The organism is Paenirhizobium naphthalenivorans, from assembly GCF_007992095.1.
GTDB lineage: Bacteria > Pseudomonadota > Alphaproteobacteria > Rhizobiales > Rhizobiaceae > Allorhizobium > Allorhizobium naphthalenivorans.
The window spans coordinates 77738-103202 of sequence record NZ_BJZP01000008.1 but is presented as its reverse complement, the minus strand read 5'-3'; the positions used below and the strand labels follow the sequence as shown (position 1 = coordinate 103202).

General features: G+C 62.1%; 24 protein-coding genes. 7 read left to right on the top strand and 17 right to left on the bottom strand.

Annotation, left to right across the window (positions count from 1 at the left end):
• Positions 1-90: 90 nt before the first annotated feature.
• From RNA01_RS10375 to RNA01_RS10310, 14 genes are all read right to left on the bottom strand, one after another.
• On the bottom strand, positions 91-981 hold the full coding sequence (locus tag RNA01_RS10375) for an alpha/beta fold hydrolase (RefSeq protein ID WP_147180126.1): 891 nt from the start codon (positions 979-981) through the stop codon (positions 91-93).
• A 110-nt stretch (positions 982-1091) separates the two neighbouring features.
• Positions 1092-1877, bottom strand: coding sequence for an alpha/beta fold hydrolase (locus tag RNA01_RS10370; RefSeq protein WP_147180125.1), 786 nt, complete (start codon positions 1875-1877; stop codon positions 1092-1094).
• Between the two features lie 297 nt (positions 1878-2174).
• Positions 2175-3074: a DUF937 domain-containing protein gene (locus RNA01_RS10365; protein WP_147180124.1), complete on the bottom strand. Its 900-nt coding sequence runs from the start codon at positions 3072-3074 to the stop codon at positions 2175-2177.
• A 133-nt stretch (positions 3075-3207) separates the two neighbouring features.
• A complete protein-coding gene (locus RNA01_RS10360; protein ID WP_147180123.1) occupies positions 3208-4581 on the bottom strand; it encodes a glutamate--cysteine ligase in 1374 nt (457 codons plus the stop codon).
• Positions 4582-4745: 164 nt separating this feature from the next.
• A complete protein-coding gene (locus RNA01_RS10355) occupies positions 4746-5483 on the bottom strand; it encodes a 16S rRNA (uracil(1498)-N(3))-methyltransferase (protein ID WP_147180122.1) in 738 nt (245 codons plus the stop codon).
• Positions 5484-5496: 13 nt separating this feature from the next.
• Entirely contained in the window at positions 5497-7002 is a 1506-nt protein-coding gene (locus tag RNA01_RS10350) for an inorganic phosphate transporter (RefSeq protein WP_147180121.1), read from the bottom strand.
• A 159-nt stretch (positions 7003-7161) separates the two neighbouring features.
• On the bottom strand, positions 7162-7674 hold the full coding sequence (locus tag RNA01_RS10345; RefSeq protein WP_174824545.1) for an NUDIX hydrolase: 513 nt from the start codon (positions 7672-7674) through the stop codon (positions 7162-7164).
• A gap of 163 nt (positions 7675-7837) precedes the next feature.
• Positions 7838-8593: an HAD-IIB family hydrolase gene (locus tag RNA01_RS10340; RefSeq protein WP_235916561.1), complete on the bottom strand. Its 756-nt coding sequence runs from the start codon at positions 8591-8593 to the stop codon at positions 7838-7840.
• On the bottom strand, positions 8590-9936 hold the full coding sequence (locus tag RNA01_RS10335; RefSeq protein WP_284728019.1) for a glycosyltransferase family 4 protein: 1347 nt from the start codon (positions 9934-9936) through the stop codon (positions 8590-8592). The genes RNA01_RS10340 and RNA01_RS10335 overlap by 4 nt, the downstream gene beginning before the upstream one ends.
• A 130-nt stretch (positions 9937-10066) precedes the next feature.
• Complete coding sequence (locus RNA01_RS10330; RefSeq protein ID WP_147180119.1) at positions 10067-10747, bottom strand: LutC/YkgG family protein; 681 nt, start codon at positions 10745-10747, stop codon at positions 10067-10069.
• 2 nt (positions 10748-10749) lie between these two features.
• Positions 10750-12180 (bottom strand): LutB/LldF family L-lactate oxidation iron-sulfur protein, encoded by a 1431-nt coding sequence (locus tag RNA01_RS10325; protein WP_147180118.1) that lies wholly within the window; start codon positions 12178-12180, stop codon positions 10750-10752.
• A 13-nt stretch (positions 12181-12193) separates the two neighbouring features.
• The gene (locus RNA01_RS10320) at positions 12194-12967 is read right to left on the bottom strand and encodes a (Fe-S)-binding protein (RefSeq protein WP_147180117.1); all 774 of its coding nucleotides are present in this window, start codon (positions 12965-12967) and stop codon (positions 12194-12196) included.
• On the bottom strand, positions 12967-13806 hold the full coding sequence (locus tag RNA01_RS10315) for a FadR/GntR family transcriptional regulator (RefSeq protein ID WP_147180116.1): 840 nt from the start codon (positions 13804-13806) through the stop codon (positions 12967-12969). Before RNA01_RS10315 ends, RNA01_RS10320 begins: the two co-directional genes overlap by 1 nt.
• A gap of 123 nt (positions 13807-13929) precedes the next feature.
• Entirely contained in the window at positions 13930-14610 is a 681-nt protein-coding gene (locus RNA01_RS10310) for a hypothetical protein (protein ID WP_147180115.1), read from the bottom strand.
• 308 nt (positions 14611-14918) lie between these two features.
• Here RNA01_RS10310 and RNA01_RS10305 point away from each other — a divergent pair, with 308 nt between their 5' ends.
• Positions 14919-16190 carry a DUF3422 family protein gene (locus RNA01_RS10305; protein WP_147180114.1) on the top strand — a complete coding sequence of 424 codons (1272 nt, stop codon included), beginning with the start codon at positions 14919-14921 and terminating at the stop codon, positions 16188-16190.
• A gap of 169 nt (positions 16191-16359) precedes the next feature.
• The gene (locus RNA01_RS10300) at positions 16360-17769 is read left to right on the top strand and encodes a DUF6880 family protein (protein ID WP_147180113.1); all 1410 of its coding nucleotides are present in this window, start codon (positions 16360-16362) and stop codon (positions 17767-17769) included.
• 12 nt (positions 17770-17781) lie between these two features.
• Here RNA01_RS10300 and RNA01_RS10295 read toward each other — a convergent pair whose 3' ends face one another.
• Positions 17782-18678 carry a LysR family transcriptional regulator gene (locus RNA01_RS10295; protein ID WP_147180219.1) on the bottom strand — a complete coding sequence of 299 codons (897 nt, stop codon included), beginning with the start codon at positions 18676-18678 and terminating at the stop codon, positions 17782-17784.
• Between the two features lie 139 nt (positions 18679-18817).
• Here RNA01_RS10295 and RNA01_RS10290 point away from each other — a divergent pair, with 139 nt between their 5' ends.
• The 5 genes from RNA01_RS10290 (at position 18818) to RNA01_RS10270 (ending at position 23819) form a co-directional block, all read left to right on the top strand.
• Positions 18818-20257 carry an FAD-linked oxidase C-terminal domain-containing protein gene (locus tag RNA01_RS10290; protein WP_147180112.1) on the top strand — a complete coding sequence of 480 codons (1440 nt, stop codon included), beginning with the start codon at positions 18818-18820 and terminating at the stop codon, positions 20255-20257.
• The gene (glcE, locus tag RNA01_RS10285; protein ID WP_147180111.1) at positions 20254-21474 is read left to right on the top strand and encodes a glycolate oxidase subunit GlcE; all 1221 of its coding nucleotides are present in this window, start codon (positions 20254-20256) and stop codon (positions 21472-21474) included. Before RNA01_RS10290 ends, glcE begins: the two co-directional genes overlap by 4 nt.
• Positions 21471-21848, top strand: coding sequence for a DUF4870 family protein (locus RNA01_RS10280; protein WP_147180110.1), 378 nt, complete (start codon positions 21471-21473; stop codon positions 21846-21848). The genes glcE and RNA01_RS10280 overlap by 4 nt, the downstream gene beginning before the upstream one ends.
• A gap of 60 nt (positions 21849-21908) precedes the next feature.
• The gene (gene glcF, locus RNA01_RS10275) at positions 21909-23210 is read left to right on the top strand and encodes a glycolate oxidase subunit GlcF (protein WP_147180109.1); all 1302 of its coding nucleotides are present in this window, start codon (positions 21909-21911) and stop codon (positions 23208-23210) included.
• Between the two features lie 141 nt (positions 23211-23351).
• On the top strand, positions 23352-23819 hold the full coding sequence (locus RNA01_RS10270; RefSeq protein ID WP_147180108.1) for a hypothetical protein: 468 nt from the start codon (positions 23352-23354) through the stop codon (positions 23817-23819).
• Between the two features lie 22 nt (positions 23820-23841).
• On the opposite strand, the gene RNA01_RS10265 is transcribed toward RNA01_RS10270, so the two are convergent.
• Positions 23842-24510: an outer membrane protein gene (locus RNA01_RS10265; RefSeq protein WP_147180107.1), complete on the bottom strand. Its 669-nt coding sequence runs from the start codon at positions 24508-24510 to the stop codon at positions 23842-23844.
• 238 nt (positions 24511-24748) lie between these two features.
• Positions 24749-25432, bottom strand: coding sequence for a L,D-transpeptidase (locus tag RNA01_RS10260; protein WP_147180106.1), 684 nt, complete (start codon positions 25430-25432; stop codon positions 24749-24751).
• Between the last annotated feature and the right edge of the window lie 33 nt (positions 25433-25465).

The following is a 25465-nucleotide window of genomic DNA, read 5'->3' as shown; positions in this document are numbered from 1 at the left end:
ATCTATGATGACGGCTTCCCATAGAATGTTCAGGGAAAGCCATCCAGAGTTTCGCGTCAGCTTGTAAGCTGACTTCCGGATGTATCAGAATTAGGAATGTCGCGACAACTCGAGAACAGCCCGCGCGAAGGCTTCGGGGGCTTCCTGGGGGAGATTGTGTCCGACGCCTGGCACAATTCGCCGCTCGTACGCCGCTTTGAAATGGCGTTCATCATCATCGACCGATGCCGGAGGGTCGACGCCGTCATCGCTCCCTTGAAGAACGATCGTTGGAACGAGAATGTGCGGTTGCTTCGCTAGTCGGGCCTCGACCTCTGCAAGTGCAGGATCGCCGGCGGTGCCGCCAAAGCGATGCCTATACGAGTGGACCACAATGTCGACGAAGTCGGGATTCTCGAAAGAGGCGGCTGTGCGATCAAAAGTATCCCGGGTGAAGGCCCATGTCGGCGACCAGATCTTCCATATGAATTCGCAGACTCCACGGCGGTTTTCTTCGAGAGCCCTACGGCCCCTGTCGGAGTGGAAGTAGTATTGATACCAATACCGCGCTTCTTCCTCCGGAGGTACGGGTTTTCCGGCCTGAGCAATATTCTGGATGTTGTAGCCAACGCCACAGCTCACCAGGCCGCGCACCCGAGACGGCCAGAGGGCCGAGACAATGCAAGCGGCACGCCCGCCCCAATCATAACCGCCGAGGATGGCTGTTTCGATGGAAAGGGCATCCAATAGCCCTAACAGGTCCGCGCCCAAGGCCGCCTGCTCACCGGAACGGGGCGAGTGTTCCGACAGAAAGCGAGTGGATCCGAAGCCCCGGAGGAAAGGCACGATGCAGCGGTGGTTCGATGCGGCCAGTATCTCCGCAACCTTGTCATAGGCATGAATGTCATAGGGGAAGCCGTGCAACAAGACGACTGGCAGGCCATCCGCCGCACCTATTTCGTTGTAAGCAATTTCCAAAGTGCCGGTAGACGCAGCTTTCATTTGCCACCTCTTGTTGCAAAGCTCTCAGCTAAAACGACTGCCTCGCGACTGAATTTTACGACGATACCTTGGCAGTGGACACTGCGGCGGTGTGGGCTTCGTTGCCGTTGTTACTCTGCCTTCGCACTGTTGCATACATTGGTGATGAAGCCAGAGAGAGCGGGCAAGACATCGTCCGGGCTGTCCTCTAGGACCGTGTGCGATGCAAAAGGCAGGTTAAGCAACCGCGCACCTTCGACCTTTTCAGCAAGTTTGAAAGCCTGCGCGCGTGACACAAGAAAGTCATTGTCGCCATGAACGACCAGAAGCGGTGCGGTTATGGCGCGAACCGTCTCGCCCGGATAGGCGTCTTGCCCGCTCCCGAGCCACATGGTCCGGGCTGCCTTAAACAGCCGGGCAAAATCTGGATCGGGGTTTTCGGATTCGTATCGTTCCACCTGTGCTCCGAACATTCCACGCCACTCCTCGACGGTTATGCCCTGATAAGTCTCGCGGGTGGGGTCATCATCCGGCAATTGCCAATGCGCCCCTACCGCAACGATGAAGCGGGGCTGCCGCAGCCCGGAAGCAGTAAGACGCAATGCGAGGATGCCGCCGTCACTGTGGCCGATGATTCCGGCGTCGCTTAGTTCAAGCTGATCGACAACGGCTGCAATATCGTCCGCCAATTGGCGGTAGGTCATTGTTGCCCTGCCGATGGTGGAACGGCCATGTCCACGACTGTCGATTGCGACCAATCGGTAATCTGCCGCCATATGCGCAGCCAGCGCTCCGAAGTCTTCACGGCTTCCCAGGCCGCCGTGCAGCAGGACAATCGGCATCCCGTCAGCCTTGCCAGCCTCGGAGACAAACAGCGTGACGTCTCCCGCGACGACAGTCCGTCCTTCATTGAACATGCACGTCTCCAGTCTGTTTCAACTGCTTCTCATCAAAGCCAAAAGAACACAGGCATGCCGTTTCAAGGCAATATCCCCGAATGAGCACTTTGGGCCAAAAGGGGATGTCACGCGTTGTCGCAAGAACGGACATTTTGCAACCGTGGCGCTTGTGGAATGCCGCACGAAGATATGTCGGCAAAACAGGCGCCCGCAGCACTCATGCTTCAGGCGGTTTTTATGCCATTATCGGCCGGGGATCCGCTTCTTCGCCAAAGGAGGTGCCGCTGCCGCCCGTCCTGTCTTCGCGGACCTGTGTCAGGCCTTGGGCTCTTCCGGCGGAGCATCGGGAGTCGGTGCTGGCTGCGCCTTCTGCCCGTTGGCGGACAGATAGCTGTCGAAGATCTGCTCCATGCTCTTCTGGTAGCTCTTCTGAACCACAAGCCCGCTGTCGAACATGGCGTTCACCAGTTCGGTCACCTTGGCCGCCGGGGCAGCTTCCGCCTCGGGTTTCGAAGGCTCCTCCTTGGCCGCGGCGGCTGCGCCCTGATTGCCGTAGCTGGTGCGCATCATGTCCTGGAACGCCTTGGCGAAGGGATTGTCGAAGAACGGGTTGGCAGCCTGCGCCTGTGGTTTTTGGGCGCCGCCCATCATGTCCTGGAAGGCCTTGGTGAAGGGGTTGTCGAAGATGTTCGGCTGCTTCGGCGCCGGCTTGGGCTGGAACCCGGTGCTTTCCAGCCACTGCTGCATCATCGCGGCCATCGGCGTTCCAGCGAAGGGATTGCTGTCGCCCATCTGGCCGGTGGTCTGCTTGAACAGACCGCCCATGATCGTGTCGGCCATGACCGGCAGCATTTGCTTCAGGACCTCCTGGCCGATCCCGGTGAGCTGGGCGGCCTGGGCTGCGACGGCACGCGACACCTCTTTGGAGCCGAACAGTTTTTCCAGCACCTGGTTGCCATCGGCGATGCCCTGCGGCGTAAACGCCTTGCTCATGTCCTCGAAATATTTGGCGTAACCACCCGATGCCATGGCGCCGATCAGCGCGGAGAAATCGTAGGGATTAGCGGTGTTGCGCTTGAAGCCGGAGGAAAAAGCCGGCATCAGCGCCGCCATGGCCTTCGTCACCTGCTCCTGGGCAAGGTTGAACTGGCTGGCCATGGCGTCCATGCCCGTTCCGTTCTGTGCCCGCAGCATCATATCAAAAAGTGGCAACATCGGCATCCCTTCTCCGTGCTCGCAAAGCAGTTCGACGCACTATAGCCGGAAAAGGCCGGGCGCAAACCGGTTTTTCCGGCCCGGTGCCGTCACGGGGAGGAGGGGCCGGGGCATTTGCCCCGGCGTCGAAACATCAGTACTGGTATTCGTCGAACACGTGGTCGACTTCACCGTTCCACCGCCCGTGGTAGAGACCGAGCAAGTCGTCGGCGAGCGTCGCCTTCTTGGCGATGACCTCATCGAGCGGCGCGAGGAAAAGGCTCTCGTCCTGGCCTTCTCCGTTGAGGCGGGCGCGGCTCTTGAGCCCCTGGCGAGACAGGGAGACAACGTCCCGCGCCACGTCGAGCAGGCCGCGTCCGGCGATCTCTGCCTTCAGTCCTTGCGCCGGCACCGCGTCGCGAAGCGCGTTGACCTCGGCGTAGCTCCAGCCGCGGGTCAGCGCGTCGGCGGCTTCGAGGGTGGCGTCGTCATAAAGCAAGCCGACCCAGAACGCGGGCAGGGCGCAGATGCGCCGCCATGGACCACCGTCGGCACCGCGCATTTCGAGGAAGCGCTTCAGCCGCACGTCCGGGAACAGGGTGGACAGATGGTTGGTCCAGTCGCCCAGCGTCGGCTCCCAGGCCGTGACTTCTCCCTTCAGCGCTCCGGCCATGAACTGGCGGAAGGTCACATGGGTGCAGTCGTGGTAACGGCCGTCCCGCACGATGAAATACATCGGCACGTCGAGCGCCCATTCGACATAATCGGCAAAGCCGAAGTCGTCCGCGAGCGAGAAGGGCAGGATGCCGGCGCGGGCGTTGTCGGTATCGCGCCAGATCTCGCCACGCCACGACAAAAGCCCGTTCGGTTTGCCCTCGGTGAAAGGCGAGGCGGCAAACAGAGCCGTCGCCAGCGGCTGGAGCTTCATGCCGACCCGCATCTTGCGGCGCATGTCGGCCTCGGAGGAGAAGTCGAGGTTCACCTGGATCGTGCAGGTACGGTACATCATGTCGAGGCCGTGGCTGCCGACCTTAGGCATGTAGCACGTCATGATCTCGTATCGCGATTTGGGCATGCGCGGCGTTTCGGCAAGCGTCCATTTCGGGCTGCCGCCGATGCCGAGGAAGCGGATGCCCAGCGGCTCGGCTACTTCGCGCAGTGTCGCCAGATGATGGTTCGATTCCCGGCAGGTCTCATGCAGCGTTTCGAGCGGCGCGCCCGAAAGCTCGAACTGACCGCCCGGCTCGATCGAGATCGCGCCCATGCCATCCGCCTCGGCAAGGCCGATGATGTTTGTGCCGTCCATGATCGGCTCCCAGCCGAGTCTCGACTGCATGCCGTTGAGAAGCGCCTGGATGCTCGCTTCGCCGTAATAGGGGACGGGCGAATTGTCGGCGCGGAAGAAGACGAATTTTTCGTGCTCGGTACCGATGCGGAACGCCTCTTTCGGCTTGCAGCCCGAAGCGAGATAATCCGCCATCTGCGCGACGGATGTCAGGGGCGTGTCGTCGGTAGTATCACGAGCCATGGAATAGACCTTGTTTGGCGTCGCCGGCGCGCGCACCGGCCCAATGAGCAAGGTGATTGGACCGGATTTCGGGGCGGCGCAAGTGAAAATCTCTTAAAGGCAGGTCAAAAAAAACCGGGCTGCGAAAGACCGACACCAATGTCTTAGTGGACGGGAGTGGGGTTCTAGCGCCAGTCGCCGATTGCCGCCTGGACCACCGCAAGCGCGGCCACCGCGGCTGTATCTGCCCGGAGAATTCGTGGGCCAAGCGGGATCGCGGTGACGAAAGGCAGGGAGCGTAGCAACAGGCGTTCCTCGTCGGAGAAACCGCCTTCGGGACCGACCAGCAGCGCCAGCTTCCGCTCCGCGATACGCGATAGCGCCGGCAGAGGGTTCTGCGTTTCGCTATCCTCGTCGCAGAAGATGATGCGGCGCTCGGCGGGCCAGCGTTCAAGCACGTCTCTCAGTTTCTGCGGCGGAGAGACCGTGGGGATCGCCAGCACGCCGCATTGCTCGGCCGCTTCGACGGCATTGGCCTGTAAGCGCTCAAGGCTGGTGATCTTGCCCTGAACATGCTGCGTCATCACCGGCTGCAGGAGCCCGGCGCCCATCTCAACGGCCTTCTGGATGAGATAGTCCATTCGACCGACCTTGAGCGGCGCGAACAGGAACTGCAGGTCGCAATCCTCGGGCTGGCTGCGGGTCTGCTCGACCAGAACCAGAAGGATCTTCTTGCGCGAGGGGAAGGTAAGCTTCGCCTTCCATTCGCCGTCGCGTCCGTTGAAGACGAGGATCTCCGCGTCTTCGGCAAGCCGCAGCACGTTGGCAAGATAGTTGAATTGTTCGGAACTCACCGCGACGGTCACCCCGGGGCCGAGCGTGGCATCGAGATAGAGCCTTTGCATCCGATAGTTTGCGCGCATACTGATGTCCGTCCTAGAGGAAGAGCTTGAACATAACCCAATAGAGCAGTGCGGCAAGGACGGCAGAGGCCGGAACTGTGATGATCCAGGCTGCGACGATCGTCATGAAGTGCGATCGACGGACGAGATAGCGGCGGCGCAATTCGTCGGGATTGCGCTCGCGCGTCTCCTCGATCTCCCAGAAGTCGGCCTTCATCTTCATGTATTCGATGCGCCGCTTGGAATTGCGGGTGTACCACTCGCGGAAGAAGCCGACGCCGAACACCGCGCCGACGGCGATATGGGTCGAGCTCACCGGAAGTCCGAGCCCGGAGGCGACGATGACGGTCAGGGCGGCCGACAGAGCGACGCAAAAGGCGCGCATCGGGTTGAGCTTGGTGATCTGTTCGCCGACCAAGCGGATGAGCCGGGGGCCGAACAGCAACAATCCGAGCGAGATCCCGGCCGCACCGATCACCATGACCCAGATCGGAATGCTCACCTTGGTGGCAATCTCATGGGCCTGGGCGGAGTGGACGATCGCCGAGAGCGGACCGATGGCATTGGCCACGTCATTGGCGCCATGGGCGAAGGAAAGCAGGGCTGCCGACATGATCAGCGGCAGGCGAAACAATTTCCTCAGCGACTGGTTGCGGTTTTCAAGGCCGATCGCCTGCTTGCGAATAAGCGGCACGCTCGCAAGCCATGCCAGGCAGCCGAAGGCAAGGCCGATGAGCAGGGCCGAGAGGAGACTGATCGACACGAGCTTGTTCAGGCCCTTGATTGACAGGTAGGCGGCAAACGAACCGACCATCACGGCGTTCAGCACCGGTACCCAGCGCTTCGCCGAGGCAATCTTGTCAGGGCGATAGATGATGAATTCCTTGATGAAGGCGAGGAACAGCGCGGCGATGACCCCGCCGAGCAGCGGCGATATGATCCAGCTCGCGGCGATACCCGCCATGGAATCCCAGTTGATGGCCCCGAAGCCCGCCGCGACCACGCCGGCGCCCATGACACCGCCGACGACGGCATGCGTGGTCGAGACCGGTGCGCCGATCCAGGTGGCGAGGTTGACCCAAAGCGCCGAGGAGAGGAGAGCCGCCATCATCGCCATGGAGAACACGGTCGCGTCGGGAACCTGTGCCGGGTCGACGATGCCCTTGGAGATCGTGGAAACGACGTCGCCGCCGGCGATCATCGCGCCGGCCGTCTCGAAGATCGCCGCGATGATCAGCGCGGTGGTCATCGTCATGGCGCGCGAACCAACGGCGGGGCCGACATTGTTGGTGACGTCGTTTGCGCCGATGTTCATCGCCATGTAGGCGCCGATGGCGGCAGCCGCGACCACCATGATCGCACCGGGCTGGTTCATCACGTAAAGGCCGGAAAAGAGCGTCGCTAGGATCAGGAAGATCAGTCCGATACCAAGCGGCGCATAGCTGCGCGAAACATGCTGCGCGGCCTCCTCGACGAAGGCGATCTTGTCCAGGTCCTTGTCGAGGGTCGGCTTGACGAGCTTCGGCGTTGACTTGGCCATCAAAGGTTCTCTCTTGCGGAGCGCCGATCAGGACGGCGTCCGGGTGTCTCGTTTGCGGAGAGGGGTCGGCTGATCCAAGAGGGCATGCCGATGCGTTCCCGTCTAGCGACTGCCTAGTAGCAAATGCGCATCGCTTCAATATGACAGTTATGTGACAGGCTAATATTCAGTGCTTTCTTCGCCCTCTGGCCGGCTTTCGACGTTGGCGAAGCGCCGCGCGAAGATATGGAAGAGAACTTTAAGCTCGGGCTCTTGCACGCGGCTTGCCGCTTCCTCGCAGTTGACCCATTCCAGCCGTCGGGTTCCCTTTTCCGGGAAGTCCTTCAGCATTTGCTTCACCTCAAGGGCATGAACCTGAACACGGCAGTTGATCTTCAGTCCGCCGTTCATGCCCTTTTGGTAGCTGTAGTAGCCAATCGGTTCGCGTTCGACCTTGCCCCGCACGCCCGCCTCTTCATAGGCTTCTCGCTCCGCAACGATATGGGACTTCTTGCCCGGCATGGGCCAACCCTTCGGGATAACCCATCGTCCGGTATCGCGGCTGGTGAGAAGCAGAACCTCAGGCGCCGGCTGCTTCTTGCGCTTGCGAAAGCACAGCGCTGCATACTGCTGGCGGGGCGGGCGCCGCAGCATCAACTGCATGTCAGAAGCGATCCGGCTCATAATGGTCAAGGGTTTGTGCGCCTCATTCTCAATTTAACATCAGCTTATTCTGATTCGTCCGAAAGCGGTCATCCTGACCGCGACAGTCCACCGTCAATTGCACGGGATTCCAGGCGATTTTGTGCGCTTGCGCGAATGCGTCAAGCGGCACATCGCAATAGTGCTTTTTTGGTCAACCGGATGCGGTCCGCTCGCCGAGCCAATGCCACAGGCCTTCGATCACGCCGTCGGCCTCGCGACCTTTCGCGTGATACACTCGGTCGTCTTGGGAAAACCGTAGTCGCAACTCGTCGCGACCATTGGCCGGGATGATGCCGCGCACGCCGTCGAGCGTGAACATGTCGCTGTCGTTGCCGGTATCGCCGGCGACGACCACCTCGTCCAGCCGGATGCCGAGCTTGCGGCAGAGCCACGTCAGCGCCTGGCCCTTGTCGGCATTGGCGGGGAGAATGTCGAGGTCGCGATTGCTCGAATAGACGATCTTGACCTTGAGGCCGGTGCCCTCGAGTTGGTCTCCCAGCGCAGACAGCCGGTCGGCCGTCGCGTCATGCAGAAACCAGCTCGACTTGCGTTCATGCTGAAAGCGGTCGGGCTGTCGAACGATGTCGGGCAGGTCGCTCAGCAGAACGCCAATGCTCGCGGCATCATAGCCCTCGGCGATGAACTCGGCATATTCCACGTCCATGCCGGAAATGGCGCCACCGGACATCATCGTTCCAACGCCGCCGATGACGAAGTCGGCGACTGGTAGGTCTTCCTTCTCCGTGAACGAGAGGATGTCATCGACAAGCCGCCCGCTGTTGTAAACGAGAAGCGGGCGCCCTTCAGGCTCGAGGCTCTGCCAGAATGCGGAGAAGCGCCTGGATGCCTCGCGATCGCCGGCAACCGTCCCGTCAATGTCGGTTGAAAACAGCCGGACCGGTCTCAATCGCCGTCGTTCCATGGTTCCGCCCAATCGACATCCTCAAGCGCCTGCGCCACAGGTCGCCCTTCGACCAGTGCCACCAGCTGCTGGGCGATGCCGGTCCAGGTAAACAGGCTGCGGGCCTTGTGGGCCCCCATGCGCGACAGTCGGCCGTAGAGGCGGGCGTGGCGGAACGGCTTCATCATCGTGATGCCGAGATCCTCCTTGTCGAACGGGTCGGCGAACAGCGCATGTCTGCCGTAACTCACCGCACGAAACAGGCCACCGTGCACCGTGACGACTGTCGGCGTGCCGCTCGCCATCGCCTCGATCGCCGTCATGCCGAAGGGCTCATAGCGGCTCGACAGAACGAAGAGGTCGGCGGCACGGTAATAGTCCGGCAGTTCGTCGTCAGGGATGAAGCCGGAAAAATCGACGCGATCGGTCAGGCCAAGGTCCGCGACCTGACGCTTCAGGCCGTCGAGAATGCCCTGTTCCTGTGGATCAAGGTTCTCCCCGCCAAGCGCCAGCCGTAGCCGCGCCTCGGGTACGCGGCTGGCGAGCACGGAAAAGCCGTCGACCAGCAGGTCGTAGCCCTTGTTGGTCGCAAGGCGTCCAAGCGCGAGCACAACTTTGCCCTCGAAACCAAACCGCTGTCGGATCATTTGCCTCGAGGATTCCGACACCGGATAGAAACGATTGTCGTCGTAACCCGGCGGTATCATGTGCACGCGGTTGCGGCTCACGCTATAGTCCTCGATCAGCATGTCGAGCTGGATCGGCGTCGTGGCGACCACCAGCTGGCAGCTGCGATAGATGATCAGCTCGTGCTGGATCCGTTCCTTGAAGTTGAACTCCGCTTCAAACCTGTCGGCCCTCTCGGGATAGTCGGTCTCCATCTGCCGCTTCTTCCATAGCCCGAGCGAGTGCGGGGTATGGATATGTGGAATGCTGAGCGCCTCCGAAAGCCGCTGTCCGGCGACGCCGGCGTCCCAGTAATGGCTGTTGACGAACAGGTAGGACAGGTTCTCACGCTTGATATAGCGCAGCGCCCTCTCGTTCCACTCGTTGAGGTGGCGATGCAGATATTCCTTCGGGATGAAGTTCGGGCCACCACAGGGAATGCGGATAACCCGCACGTCGGCGTCGACTTCGTCGATTTCCGGTTGGTCTTCGAAGCGGCGGGTGAAAATATCAACCTTGTGGCCTAGTTGGGCGAGCTTCTTCGCCAATTCGAGGACATAAACAACCTGGCCGCCGGTATCAGCCGCGCCAAGGGGCGGCTGTGCGGCAACATAGCCATGGGTAGAGACGAGCGCGATCCGCGGCGCTGCATTCACATCGTTGTAATTTGTCATGTCGCCCATAATAGAAAATTCGTCCCAAAAACACAAGGTGCAAACACGCCTGAGGCGGGAATGTTCCTTTGTGACGGAATTATTTTCTTTCGGGCGATTTTCTCCTCAGGGCCCGAAAATGACCCTGAGGAGAGAGGCTTCAATCCACGGCTGTGCCGGCGATGATGATATGCAATGCCCGTGGACCATGGGCGCCCAGCAAAAGGGTCTGCTCGATGTCGGCCGAGCGAGACGGCCCGGTGATGAGGTTCACCGTACGCGGCATCGATGAGCCCTGCGCTGCGCGAAGGCGTGCCCAGATCGCCTCCATGTCCCCCGAGATTTCGTCGGCGCGGATGACGACGATGTGATGTTCGGGCAGGAAATTGAGCGTCACCGGATTGTCTGGCCCGGAGAGCAGAACGAGCGTTCCGGTCTCGGCAATGGCTCCGAAAGCGTGGCTTACGGCTGCGAGGTCGTGACCGTCGGAGGCGCCATGGCGGATTTCCAGCGTGGCCTCAGCGGTCCATGGCGCGGTGGCAAGGCGTGGGTCGCCGCCGATCCGAATGGCGCCCGGCAGGTTGCGGCCTTTCAGATAGGCAGAGACGGCCGTCGGCAACATGTCGAGGCTGTCGATGGCTTCGGTGGTGGCATTGTATTTTTCCGCCATGGCGCGAAACAACGCGATGCGCTCCTGCACCGGCAACTGACCGCGGGCCGGGATGATGCCCTTCGGCGCCTGGGCCAGACGTGCGGCCACAGTGGCGCGGCGCTGGTCGTCGTCGGCAGGGACTTTGAGCGAGGCGCGGATTTTCGTCAGGATCGCGGTTCTGCCGTCCATGGTCATGCTCCCTGTCGCTTCGCCTGGCGGGCGGCCCAGGCCTGGGCGAAGGTCTGCCCCTCGGGCGCCGGCAGATCGCGATACTTTGTCCAGCCGCCGGCCAACGGCAGCGCGGCGATCCGATGTTTGTTGCCGCCAAGTAGGGAGAGAGTGGAGGCGGCGAGCGAGCTGGCCATACGGTAGAGCCTGGGCCGCTTGGCGAAGAAGGCCCAGACCGAAAGCCCATAGCGGGTCGCGGCCGGGGTCAGATGCCGCTCGAACTCCCGTTCGCGCCAATGTCGCATCATCTTCGGCAGCGGGATAAGCATCGGGCACACGCTCTCGCAGCGCCCGCAGAAAGTCGAAGCATTCGGCAGGTGCGCCGACTGTTCGACACCGAACAGCGATGGGGTCAGCACCGAGCCCATGGGGCCCGGATAGACCGAGCCATAGGCGTGGCCGCCGACCGCGTGGTAGACCGGACAGTGGTTCATGCAGGCGCCGCAGCGGATGCAGCGCAGCATCTCCTGGAACTCTGTGCCGAGCATCGCGGTGCGGCCGTTGTCGAGCAGCACGACATGGTACTCGTCGGGACCATCCGGGTCTTCCGGCCGCTTCGGGCCGGTCGAAAACGTGGTGTAGACCGACATGTCCTGGCCGGTCGCCGAGCGGGCGAGCAGGCGCAGGATCTGCGAACAGTCCTCCAGCGTCGGCACGATCTTCTCGATCGAGGCGACCACGACATGCACCTTGCCGAGTGTCTGGGTGAGATCGCCGTTGCCTTCGTTGGTGACGATCACCGAAGAGCCGGTTTCGGCAATGAGGAAATTCGCCCCGGTAATCCCGACATCGGCCTGGAAATAGCGCTTGCGCAGCACTTCGCGCGCTTCCGATAGAAGCGACTCCGGCGCGGTCAGGTCGCGATCGGCGGGGAGGTGGGTGTGGACCCGGCGGAAATCCTCCTCCACCTGCTCCTTGTTGAGATGCACCGCCGGGGCGATGATGTGGCTCGGATGTTCGCCGCGCAGCTGGATGATATATTCGCCGAGATCGGTCTCGACCGGCTCTATGCCCTCAGCCTCGAGAAATTCGTTGAGGTTGATCTCCTCGGTGATCATCGACTTGCCCTTGGTGACGGACTTGGCCTTCACCCTGCGGCAGATATCCAGGACGATGCGGCGCGCGTCTTCGGCGCTTTCCGCCCAGTGCACATGGCCGCCGGCAGCCGTCACCTTCTTCTCATAGGCCTCGAGATAGAGGTCGAGATTGGCCAGGGTATGGTTCTTGATGTCGCGACCATTGTCGCGCAACTGATCGAATTCCGGTAGTGCGGCGACCGCCGTCGCCCTCTTGTAGATGAAGCCTTTCTCGACGTTCAGCAGCGCCTTTTGCAGCTGTGGGTCATGAAGGGCCTTGGCGGCATTATCCTTGAACTGTGGGGCGGTGAACTGCATGGGCTTGCCTCCCTCACTTGCCGGAGCCGGCGATCGGCGCCGTGTCGGTCATGCCAGCCAGCACTTCGGCGACGTGGCGCACTTCGATGCTCGAGCCCTCGCGCTTCAGCTTGCCGGCCATGTTCATCAGGCAGCCCATGTCGCCGGCGAGCAGCATGTCGGCGCCGGTCGCGGTGATGTTCGCCGTCTTCTTGGAAACGATGGTTCCGGAGATGTCGGAATATTTGACGCAGAAAGTGCCGCCGAAGCCGCAACAGACGTCGCTTCCGGCCATCTCTTTGATTTCCAGTCCCTCGACGCTCGCCAGAAGCTTGCGCGGCTGCGTCTGGACTCCAAGTTCGCGAAGCCCCGAACAGCTGTCATGGTAGGTGATCGCGCCTTTGAAGGCTGCATCGACCTTCGGCACGAACATGACGTCAGTCAGGAAGGACACAAGCTCGAACACCTTGTCCGAAAAGCGCCGACAGCGCTCTTCCCATTTGGCGTCGCCCTTGAACAGTTCCGGATAATGGTGCTTGAGCATGGCCGCGCAGGAACCGGAGGGGGCGACGATATAGTCATAGCCCTCGAACAGTTCGATCACCTGGATCGCCAGCGCGCGCGCATCCTTGCGGTCGCCGGAATTATAGGCCGGCTGGCCGCAGCAGGTCTGTGCCATCGGCACATCCACCTCACAGCCTGCATCCTCAATCAGCTTCGCCGCGGAAAAGCCGACGCTGGGACGGAAGAGATCGACCAGGCAGGTGGCGAACAATCCGACGCGCGGGCGCGATTGAGGTGCGGTCATCAAGATGTCTCCGTCTTGTCCTGGCCGCCGATGCGGGCCGTTCGTGCGTTCTGCGGATTGTTGTCGCGTCGGATGAGCCGAAGCTTCGCCACCCGACCCCATTCGTCGGCGCGGGCCGCGTCGTCGACCGCCTGCATAACGAAATCGATATGGGCCTGGGCGGCGCGCTTGGCGCCATCGCCATCGCCGGACAGAATGGCCGCGTGAATGGCGAGATGCTGTTCCAGCAGACGTTCGCGCGCGTTGGCGAGCGCGAACACAGCTTTGCGATTGAAGAAGATCCCTTGCGACAGCAGCCGGTAACAGGCCCGCATGGTGTGCAGCAGGATGATGTTGTGCGCCGCCTCGCCGATCGCGTTGTGGAACTCGACGTCGGCGGAGAGTTCGTTTTCCGGATTGCCGCTCTCGTGCGCCTCTTTCATGTCCTCGATGATGCGGCTCAAGAGCGCCCGGTCTGTATCGGTCGCGCGTTTTGCGGCAAGTTCGGCGGTCAACCCCTCAAGCTCGCGGCGGTATTCGAGATAGTCGCGCGTGGCTCGGGCATGGCGGGAGATCAGTTCGGTGATCGGCCTGGAGAATACCTGACCGATGATGTCGGCGACAAAGGTGCCGCCGCCATGATGGGCGACGAGCAGCCCGCGCGCTTCGAGTTCTTTCAGCGCTTCCCTCAGAATGGGCCGCGACACGTCCAAATCCTGGGCGAGGTCGCGCTCTCCCGGCAGTCGGTCACCGTCGCGCAAAACCCCGTCGAGGATCAGCAGTTCGATTTGCTGGATCACTTCGCTTGCGGTGCGGCTGTGGCTGATCTGGGCAAAAAGCCCTTCATCCTTGTCGGTCACGACATTCTCCCTCGGCGATTTGTGTAGCAAGCCGCCGAAGGATTGGTCAATTAATTTGTCCAGTTGCCTATCGTCAGACGCGCGGCAGCGAGAAGGACGGATTCAGCCACGCTATCTTTGCCATCAGCCGAACTTCAGGAACAGTTTGGAGTAAGGTGCCTTCAGTCCGCCGATGGCGGCCTTGGTCGCCGCTGCGTCGCCGCTAGACGATGCCGCCTCGAGCTTTGCCACGCTCGCTTCCATGGTGCCGAGCAATTCCTTGTAGCTCGCGTCCGCCTCCTTCGGCGGATGGGCGACGACGTCGCCGAGCAGGTATTTCAGTACCGCGGCTTGGGCATGCACGCCGGCGCTATTCGCCGGGTCCATGGCGATCACCTCTTCCATGCGAGCGTGATAGGCGTTCATACGGTCCGAAAAGCTGTAGATGTCGTTGCGGATGTGGAGATCGCCGATTTGGCCGCGAATGTCTTCCAACGTGTCGTGTGCCTTGGAAAGCTCTCCTGCCGCGACTTCGGCGGTTGCGGCTTCAGTGATCTTGGTCACGGCTTGCAGTGTTTCGGCATAGGCGGCATCATCCGCATATTGCGGCGGCGCGGGTTCGGACGAAAGCTCGGACCATGCCTTGGCGAACTTGCCGAGCGATGCCTTTGATTCCGGCCCCTTCCCCATGTTGGTGGTGAACAGGGCGGTCCGATAGTCGCCGTAGGCGGCGCGCAGTTTCGCTTCGAAGTCGCCGAACTCGCCGGCAAAGGCGGGCAGGCTGATCGACAGCGCAAGCAGGGTTGCCGGAATAAGTCGCTTCATGTCGTTTCTCCATTGTGCAGCCGGCGGGACTGGCACTGCCGGAAACAGTGTTTCCCATCGACGCGCCGATCATCCAGGAAAGGGAAAGGTGAGGGCGATTACGCGCCCGGTAGTTATTTTCGTCGACTTCGCGGTCGTCAACAACAGCTAAATATGCATATTGATATGTTTTTATATTTGACTGTTATGCACTTGTTTTCAGGCTGTGGTGCGATCTTGCGCCATCTCTGCGCTTCATTGCCGTATCCCTCTGCCGCTTGCCCCACGCATTTGCTAAAAGGCGTGAAAGGTTCGAAGGAGAGCGCTTGATGGCGAAGGGCAGTTTCGCGTTTCCGGTGTCGCCGGAGCGGGCATTGGCACTGGGAGAGGTCCACGCGCGGCCCTATGCGCTGGTGAAATCCGAGCGGGTCATCATCCAGCTCGCTTTCATGATGGATGGCGGGTCGGCCGTGCACTATAGCGCATTGGCCGAACTGTCGCGCACCCGTGGCGTCGCGGTGCCCGATCGTAATGTCCGTCATCACGCCATGCCCTGGGGGCAGGGCACGCTGCGCTGGGAGCGCCACACCGAGTTCTCCACCTGGTTCTGGGACGGCCCTCTGCCGGACGCCTTCGGCGGAGAGATCCCCGCCCATCCTTTCGGCGACGGTTTTTCCGCACCGGGGCCGTTGATGTCGGGGATCCGTCTTGAGATCCGCCGCGACGGGCCGGAAATAGCGGCCGCGATGGATCTCTTCGATCTGACGAGCCTTTGCTACAGCGACGTCAAGGATGGACAGGCGACGGTGATGACCGATTTTCGCCAGGACGGCGACGGGCTGACCCGCATTCTCGTTGTTGACAGGAGCCTGTCCGAGGCCGGACGCGGCGCCCTGGTCCAGAGGCTGCTCGACATCGAGACCTATCGGACGCTCGCCATGCTGGGCCTGCCGCTGGCGCAGACACTGTCTCCGGACATCCGCCGAAGCGAGGACGGCCTGACCGCGGTCACCCAGCGGATGAAGGCCCATGCCCGAGAAGAAGCCGATGCCATGCTGACCGAACTGACGCGGCTGGCCGCCGAGCTTGAGGCTAATGCGGCGCTCAGCCTTTACCGTTTCGGCGCGAGCCGCGCCTATGAAGGCATCGTGCGCGAACGCATCAAGACCCTCGATGAAACGCCGAAGCCGGGCTACGAGACGCTCGGGTCCTTTCTTGAGCGGCGCCTGGCGCCGGCCATGCGCACCTGCCAGTCGATTGAGGAGCGTCAGGCCAACCTGTCGCGCAAGCTGTCCCGCGCCACGGCGCTCGTGCGAAGCTGGATCGACGTCGAGCTGGAGCGGCAGAACTCGGCACTTCTGGCCACGATGAACCGCCGCGCCGAAATGCAGCTGCGCCTCCAGCAGACGGTCGAAGGACTGTCGGTCGCGGCGATCTCCTATTACATCGTCGGTCTCGTCGGCTATGCCGCCAAGGCGGTGAGCCATGACTTGCTGCCGGTCGACCCGGCGGTGATCACCGGACTTTCGGTGCCGCTTGCCGTTCTGAGCGTCTGGTGGGTCGTGCGCGGGATCCGAAAGCGTCACGGCGAGGGGCATTGAGATGGCAAGCCGCCGCCGTGGGGTTTATGGACCTCCAGCCTTGCTGGGCGGATGTTCTGCGACGTGAACGAACTTGCTCCCTAGCGCTTCCTGCCCGATATAGGTTGCCAACAGGCTGAGCCCTGAAGGCCTTGGACGTCCCTGAAATCGATATGCAAAACAGAGCGGAATGACCCGGCAGAAACGCGCAAAACTCGACAAGAAGGGCCTGAGTGGGCTTGGTCTCGACAAGCTGGTCGAAATCTTGCTTGAGGAGGCCTCGGCGAACAAGGCGCTGAAGGCGCGACTTCAGGCGGCGCTGGCCGGTGAGGCGGGCCCGGCGGAAATGGCCCGGCTGATCGACAAGCGGCTCGACACGCACGAGCAATCGAAGACGCGGATCAACAATGCGCGCGCCAAGGACCTGGCGGTCGAATTCGCCGGCCTTGCCCGCACTATCCTCTCGGAGCTCGGTGGTTTGGATCCCCTGGCCGGCGCCCAGCGTGTGCTGCGCTTCCTCGGCTTGCGTTTTTCTCTTTCGCCCCGGCTGGTCTCCGATAGTGCGCGCCTGTGGAAAGTGTTCGATGAGGCGGAAGTGGCCGCTGCCGAATTGATCCGTTCGGTCCCGGCGCAAGACCAGGTACTGCTCGTGCCACAGTTCGAGACCTTGCGCCGGCGCGATCGCTATGGCGAGCATACCGGTTTCCTACATCTTCTGACGGGTGCGATCAGCGAGCCTGCCGCCAACGCGTGGAAAGCCACGCTTGGCGAGGCCATGCCGAAGGAGCCGGGGAAGTTCGGCGCGCTCGATCTCCTTCAGGCGATTGCCCTGCACCGGAGGGATGTCGACGGCTATGTGGCGCTTGAAGAAGCAAAGGCGGAAAATCGCCGCGACACGCTGACGGTTGCCGCCATGCTGCAGGCCGCAGGTCGCCACGAGCAGGCGCTGGACTGGGCGCGCCGCCGCCCGACGGGCATGCGCCTCCTGCCGGTCAACGGGGAATTGGCTGCTGTCGGTCCGGAATATGGCGCACGGGAGCGCCGCATTCTCGAGGCGGAAATCCTCGACAAGCTGAAACGCCGCGGCGATGCGCAGGACCTGCGCTGGCGGGAGTTTTCCGAAACGCTCGATCCTGTCGTGCTGAAGCTCTATCTGTCGAAGCTCGACGATTTCGCCGAATTCGACGAGATGGACCGCGCATTTGCCCTGGTTGAAGAGTCCGACGACATTTATGCGGCGCTCGATTTCTTCGTTTGCTGGCCGAAGCTCGACCGCGCCGCCGCTCAGGTTCTGCACCACAAGGATCGCTGGGAGGGGCGCTACTACGAGGATCTGGCGCCGGCGGCGGAGGCTTTGGCCGACCAGCAGCCGCTGGCCGCGACCGTGCTCTACCGCGTCCTGATCAGCGATATTCTGCGCCGCGGCATCGGTGTCGCCTATCCCCTCGCCGCGCGTTACCTGAAAGAGCTTGTCCGTCTCGCGCCGCATTTGCCGGCCGATGCGCGGCTCCAGCATCACGATGACTTCGTCGATACCCTGCGCCGCACCCACCCGAAGAAGTTCGGCTTCTGGAGCGAAGTGCCGGAGGATTTGCGCTGATCAGGCCGGCGCTCAGTGCTCCCAGTAGGGGACGGGGCCGTAAAGCTCGGCGAGATAGTCGATGAACAGCCGCACCTTGGCCGGCAGGAACTGCCGGCTCGGATAAACGGCGGACAGCGAAACGCCGCGCGATCCCTCGAAGGCGGGCAGTACCTGCACCAGTCTGCCGGCCTTCAGTTCGGGACCGACATCCCAGGTCGAGCGTAGTGCGATGCCGAGACCGGCGATCACCGCCTCGCGGATCACCTCGCTCGAATTGGTGATCAGCCTGCCCTCGGGCCGCAAGCTCAATGAACCCTGCGGCCCCTCGAGTTTCCACGCGTCGTAATTGTGCGCCGGCAGGCAAAGATGCTGTTTCAGGTCATCGATCGTCTCCGGCATGCCATGGACGGCGATATATTCGGGGGAGGCGCAAAGGATACGGCGAACCGGTGCCAGGCGCCGCGCCACAAGGGTTGAATCCGTCAATTCGGCGATGCGAATGGCCAAGTCGAAGCCGCCGGCGACGATGTCGGTGAATTCGTCGGTCAGCACCAGATGGATGGCAAGGTCAGGGTGGGCTTCCATGAAAGCCTTCAGATGCGGCGCGATATGCAGGCGGCCAAACGAGGTCGGCGCGGAAATCTTCAGCGTTCCGGCCACTTCCGAGGAGCGCCCTGAGGCATAGGCCTCGGCCTCTTCCAGGCCCGCCAAAACGGCCAGCACCCGCTCGTGAAAGCCCTGCCCGGCCTCGGTGAGCGAGATCTGGCGCGTGGTGCGTTGCAAGAGCCGTGTGCCGAGCCGGTCCTCCAGTCGCTTGATCCGTTTCGACACCACTGCAGGCGACAGGCCGAGGTCGCGCGCCGCCGTCGACATGCTGCCGGACGAGATCACCCGGGCAAAGACTTCCAGATCGCCGAGATTGGTCATGGGCTCGCTCATTCTTTCCGATTTCGTCATAAGTCCATAGCATTTGCGCGACTATGGTTGAAGTGGTAAAGAAAGAATACCAATTGCTGCGAGGCGTGCCGCGGTGTATGCGGGATGACCATGAGCGAGGGAGGGGTCTATGTCCGAAGCCATCCAGTTCCTTGAGCCGAATGCCGCGATCATGTCGCGCCGCAAGGAGATCGTCGCCGATCTCGCCGAGCTTGTCCCGGCCGAGCGGCTGGTGCACGAGCCGATCGAACTCGTGCCCTTCGAGACCGACGGTTTCCTCGCCTATCGCCGCCGCCCCCTGGCCGTCGTCCTGCCGGAAACCACGGCCCAGGTCGCGGCGATCATGAAATACTGTCACAAGTATTCCATCCCGGTCGTACCGCGCGGCGCCGGCACCTCGTTGTCGGGTGGCGCCATTCCCCAGGAAGACGCAATCGTGCTCGGTCTGTCGGCGATGACGAAGATCCTCGACGTCGACTATGCCAATCGCTGCGCCACCGTTCAGGCCGGGGTGACCAACCTGTCGATTTCCGATGCCGTCGGCGGCGATGGCTTCTTCTATGCGCCCGATCCCAGTTCCCAGCTCGCTTGCACGATTGGCGGCAATATCGGCATGAACTCCGGCGGTGCGCATTGCCTGAAATACGGCGTCACCACCAACAACCTGCTCGGCGTCAAGATGGTGCTTGTCGACGGAACTGTGATCGAGCTTGGTGGCAAGGCGCTTGACGCCTCCGGCTATGACCTGCTCGGCCTCGTCTGCGGCTCCGAAGGCCAACTCGGCATCATCACGGAGGCGACGGTCCGCCTGATCGCCAAGCCGGAGGGCGCGCGTCCGGTGTTGTTCGGTTTCGACAGCGCCGAGGCTGCCGGTTCCTGCGTTGCCGACGTCATCGGCGCCGGTATCGTGCCGGTCGCCATCGAGTTTATGGACAAGCAGGCGATCGAGATCTGCGAAGCCTTCGCCCATGCGGGCTATCCGCTCGATGCAGAGGCCTTGCTGATCATCGAGGTCGAGGGCTCGGAAGCCGAGATGGAGGCCATGCTCGCCTCGATCGTCGAGATCGCCAAGCGCCATGATGTGAAGACCGTCCGCGAAAGCCAGTCGGCGATGGAATCGGCGCTGATCTGGAAGGGTCGCAAATCGGCCTTCGGTGCGACTGGCCGCATCGCCGACTATATCTGCATGGATGGCACGGTGCCGTTGAGTCAGCTCGCCTATGTGCTGAAGAAGACCTCGGAGATCACCGACCGCTATGGCCTGCGTGTCGCCAACGTTTTCCACGCTGGCGACGGTAATATGCACCCGCTGATCCTCTACAATATCAATGATCCGGAAGACGCGGCCAAGGCCGAAGCGGCCGGCATGGAAATCCTCAAACTGTGCGTTGATGCCGGCGGCTGCCTGACTGGCGAACATGGCGTGGGCATCGAGAAGCGCGACCTGATGCGGCATCAATATGCGGAAGCGGACCTTGCGCAGCAGATGGCCGTGCGGGCCGCCTTCGATGCCGACTGGATCCTCAATCCCTCCAAGGTTTTCCCGCTCGACGGCCGGAGTGCTGCATGACCGAAGCTTTCCTCCCCGCAAACGAAACCGAGGTGGCGAGCCTCATTCGCAATCACGCCGAACGTTCCGCGCCGCTTGCCATCCTGGGCGGCGGAACGCGCGCAGGTTTCGGCAATCCCCTGACCGCCAACGCGACCGTGCTCGGCACGACCGGGCTTTCCGGCATCGTTGCCTATAATCCGGCCGAAATGGTGCTGACCGCACGCGCCGGCACGCCGGTGGCCGAGATCGAGGCGGCCGTGGCCGTCAACGGCCAGTCACTTGCCTTCGAGCCGCCGGACCATCGCGGCATGATGGGTACGTCCGGCGAGCCGACAATCGGCGGACTCTTTTCCGTCAATGCGTCCGGCCCGCGACGCATGACGGCGGGCGCTGCCCGCGACCATCTGCTTGGCGTCCGTTTCGTCAACGGCCATGGCGAGATCGTCAAGGCCGGTGGCCGGGTGATGAAGAACGTCACCGGGCTCGATCTGGTCAAGGTGCTCGCCGGTTCTTACGGCACGCTCGGTTTTCTGACCGAAGTGACCTTCAAGGTTCTGCCGGCGCCGAAGACCGCCGTCACCATCGTGCTGTCAGGGCTGGAGGACGAACAGGCCGTGCGCGCCATGGCGGCGGCCATGGCGCTGTCGGTCGAGGTTTCGGGTGCCGCTCATCTGCCGGAAAGCGTGCGTGGTCGTTTCATTGGCGGGGCTCTGCCGGACGGTGCCGCCACGGTGCTTCGTATTGAAGGTCTGGAGGCATCGGTCAGCGTCCGTGCCGACACGCTGACGGCTGCCATGAGCGCTTTCTGCCCGGTGTCGCGATTGGAGCCGGCCGATACGGCGGCGCTCTGGCGCGAAATCCGCAATGTGCACCCCTATGCCGATGGCACCCGGCGTGCGCTCTGGCGCGTGTCGGTCGCGCCGTCCGAAGGCTGGAAGCTGGTGGCCGCTCTTCGCCTCGAAGCCGGCGTCGACGCCTTCTACGACTGGCAGGGCGGACTGGTGTGGATGCGTCTCGAGGGGGATCTGGAAGCCGACCTCCTGCGGCGCCACATCAAGGCGGCCGGCGGCGGCCATGCGACGCTCGTCCGCGCGTCTGACGCGGCGCGTGCCCAGGTCCAGGCGTTCGAGCCGCAATCGCCGGCCGTCGCCCTGCTTTCCCAGCGGGTGAAGGAGAAGTTCGATCCGCGCGGCATCTTCAATCCGGGCCGTATGGCCAGAGGAGAGGTCGCATGACCGAGCCTGTGACTTCGCCCGATCCGCGCCAGCCGGAAAGCTGGCTGGAGCCCGGCAAGCTGAACGTCCAGCTGGTCTACGCCCTCTATCTCCTCAGTTTCCTGATCGGCATTTCCGGTCTGATCGGCCTTGTCTTCGCCTATCTCAATCGTGGCAAGGTGGGCGGCTGGATCGACAGTCACTACACCTATGCCATCCGCACCTTCTGGATCGGCCTGCTCTATGGTCTGGTCTCGGCCGTCCTGTCGCTGGCCGTGATTGGCGTGCTTTTGGCTGTCGCCACCGTGGTCTGGGTCGTCGTTCGCTGCATCATCGGATTGCAGAAGGCGACGGCGGGTGAGGCCATCGCCAAGCCCGAGACCTGGTGGGTGTGAGCCATTTGACTATTTCACGGCGGCGACAAAGGTCGCCTGCCGCTCTTCGGGAGAACCGACGTGCAGACCAATTTCACCGCCGAACAGCTCGCCGATCCGCATGTCGCGGAAGCCGAGGCTATTCTTCGCAAATGCGTGCATTGTGGTTTCTGCACCGCCACCTGCCCGACCTATGTGACGCTCGGCAACGAGCTGGATAGCCCGCGTGGCCGCATTTACCTGATCAAGGACATGCTGGAAAACGGCCGCCCTGCCGACAAGCAGGTCGTCACCCATATCGACCGCTGTCTCTCTTGCCTGGCCTGCACCACGACCTGCCCGTCCGGCGTCGACTATATGCACCTGGTCGACCATGCCCGTATCCATATCGAAAAGACCTACAAGCGGCCGCTGCTCAACCGGCTGACGCGCGGTATTCTGGCGATGACGCTGCCCTATCCGGCGCGTTTCCGGGCAGCTCTTGGTCTTGCCCGGCTCGGTCGCCCCTTCGCCGGCCTGTTGAAGCGCATCCCGGCGCTGAAGCCGATGGGGGCCATGCTTGATCTGGCCCCGCGCAGCATCCCCGCCGCCGGCGACAGCGCGCGTCCCGCGACCCACGCACCGCAGGCCGACAAACGCGGCCGCGTGGCGATCCTCACCGGCTGCGCACAGCCGGTCCTTGATCCCGGTATCAATGCCGCCACCATCCGCCTTCTGACCCGCCTCGGCGTCGAAGTGGTGGTTCCGGAAGGCGAGGGTTGCTGCGGCGCGCTGGTCCACCACATGGGTCGCGAGACCCAGGCGCTCGACAGCGCCCGGCGCAATGTCGATGTCTGGACGCGCGAGATCGAGCGTGGTGGGCTCGATGCGATCATCATCACGGCGTCCGGCTGCGGCACGACGATCAAGGATTATGGCCACATGCTGCGCCTCGACCCGGCCTATGCTGAAAAGGCCATGCGCGTCTCGGCGCTGGCCAGGGATGTGACCGAATATCTCTCGACGCTCGATCTGCCGGTGATGGAAAAGAAGTATCTGAGCGTCACCTATCATTCGGCCTGCTCGATGCAGCATGGCCAGAAGATCACCACGGCGCCAAAAATCCTGCTGAAGAACGCCGGCTTCACCGTGCGCGATCCGGCCGAAGGACATTTGTGCTGCGGTTCGGCCGGCACCTATAACATCATGCAGTCGGAGATTTCCGAAAAGCTGAAGGTGCGCAAGGTCAAGAATCTCGAGGCGACAAGGCCGGATGTCATCGCCACCGGCAATATCGGCTGCATGACGCAGATCGGCTCCGCAACCGCGGTGCCGATCGTCCACACGATTGAATTGCTGGATTGGGCCTATGGCGGCGCAAAGCCGGCAAAGCTTGGCGTCTGATCGAGAAAGAGAGGCCGGGGTGCCCAGAAATGGCACACCCGGCTGTCCGGACGTCGAGCGGCGGGGCCAAAACCATTAAGGCGTTGCTGATAAAGTACTTCCTGCAAAAGGGGCCTGGAAGGTCCCGCAAGGAGGACGCCGATGTATCTCAAGACAATCACCGCGGCTCTGCTTTTGGCGGCGAGCGCCCTTCCGGCTGCCGCGACGGCGCGCATTTATTGCGCTGCTTCAGACCCGGCTGCAAAGATGTCGATCGAGAGCGCTTTTGCCGCCCGGGATGGCAAGCGACTGGTCCACTTCCGTGGCATTGTCGACCTCATGAGCGATAAGGCACCAGACGCCTTTGCCAGTCTCAAGCTCAATTCGGGCATGTTGAGGCAGTCGTGGATGGATGGCGACGAACTGCGCCTGCGGATCTATACCGACAACCGCGACGCAAGGCCATTCCAGACCTTCGAGCTGTCGATCGCCACACATGCCAGCGCAGACAACCGCGACCGCTTCACCGGACGCTACACATTGACGGTCGAAAGCGCCGACGAAAAGAGAGCGGCCCCGCGCGACATAATCCTGTCGCACGAGGCCGCGATATTCTGCGAAGTCAAATAATCCTTGGTCGGGTCAACCCGACTTAGAAGCGATAGCTGATACCGGCGTTGACGGCGTTGGTCATGACGTCGGTCTTGAGCGTCGCACCGCTGTCGATGTCGACGTCGACCCAGGAGTAGTTACCCTTGTATTCGACGAAACCGGACCAGTTCTTGGTGAAGTCGTAGGCAACGCCCGCCTGGGCCTGAACGGTGGCGCCGCCGACCTGGTAGTCGAAGGTCGTGCCTGAGGCGCGCGTCACTTCGACGTGCGGAATGTTGATGCCGACGCCGGCGCCGACATAAGGCACGAACTTCGTACCCTCGATCGGCATGCGATAGAGAGCGTTCAGCGTCAGAAGGTTGATGCCGTCGGAAAACTCGAAATGATCCCAGCCGGCTTCTGCCAGCGTGCTCTTGTTGGCGTAAACCTTGGCATGGGTGAAATCGAGCGAGACACCGATGTTCGGCTGACCGAGTTCTTCCATCCACCATGTACCGCGCACGCCGTAATAGGGCGGCATTTCGAAGGAACGACCTTCCCAACCGGCGGTGAAATCTGGCTGGTCCGAGACCTCGACATCACTGTGCGGCGCCGACTGGACGCCGCCGTAGACCGAAATCGCCATCTCGGCGTTGGCCAGGGAGGCAGACAGGGCAAGGATGCTGGCCACGGCGGTGGTGCCGAACAGGATACGAAGCTTGGTGTTCATGGGTGCAATCCGCGAATCTGGTTATGTTCACCATTTTGATAGGCGATTTTGTCCGCCAAGTCTGTTTCCATTTTGCATCACCTTTTTCGGAACGACCAAAATTGGTGACATTTTTTGTCGATCGTCACTTCGAAGTGGTGCGTTCTTCTGTTCTGCCGATCGACTATCGACCGTCACGACGCAAACAGGCGCGGGAGCATGCCACTTCCCGCGCCTGTTGAAGAGCCAATGGCGACAATCAGCCGCCGAACATCGTGCGCAGGATATCGATGCCCTTGTCTTCGAAGCTCACCTTGCCCTGGCGGTTGCCGGGGCCGACGACGATAACCTTGTTGCCGACGTCGGCGCGCTGGTAGAGGTGTTCGACGTCTTTATTCATCATTCGGATGCAGCCGGACGACATGTTGAGGCCGATGGTCCAGGGCTGGTTGGTGCCATGGATGCGGAAGATCGTGTCGCGGCCGCCCTTGTAAAGATACATGGCACGCGCGCCGAGCGGATTATCGATGCCGCCTTCCTGCACGATCGGTAGATGGTGACCTTTTGCGGCTTCACGACGGCGCATTTCCGCCGGCGGACGCCAACTCGGCCATTCCTCCTTGCGGCCGATATTGACCACGCCCGACCAGCCGAAGCCTTCACGTCCGACGCCGACACCGTAGCGGGTCGCACGGTTCTTGCCTTCGATGTAATAGAGGAACTTGTTGTTGGTATCGATGATGATCGTGCCGGGCTTTTCGTCGGTGATCAGGCGTACGGCACGACGCTTGAACTTCTCTGCCGGTTGCTTCTGCTGGACAACGAGCGTCACATCGCTTGGTGCTGCCGGATGGTTGGCGCCAAAGGCGCCTGCAGAAGCCGGTGCGATCAGACCGCCGATGGCGATCGATGCGACCGCAACGGCGGCCAGGTATTTCTTCATGCTGCAATCCCCCAAATCATAAGGGTTGCGAGC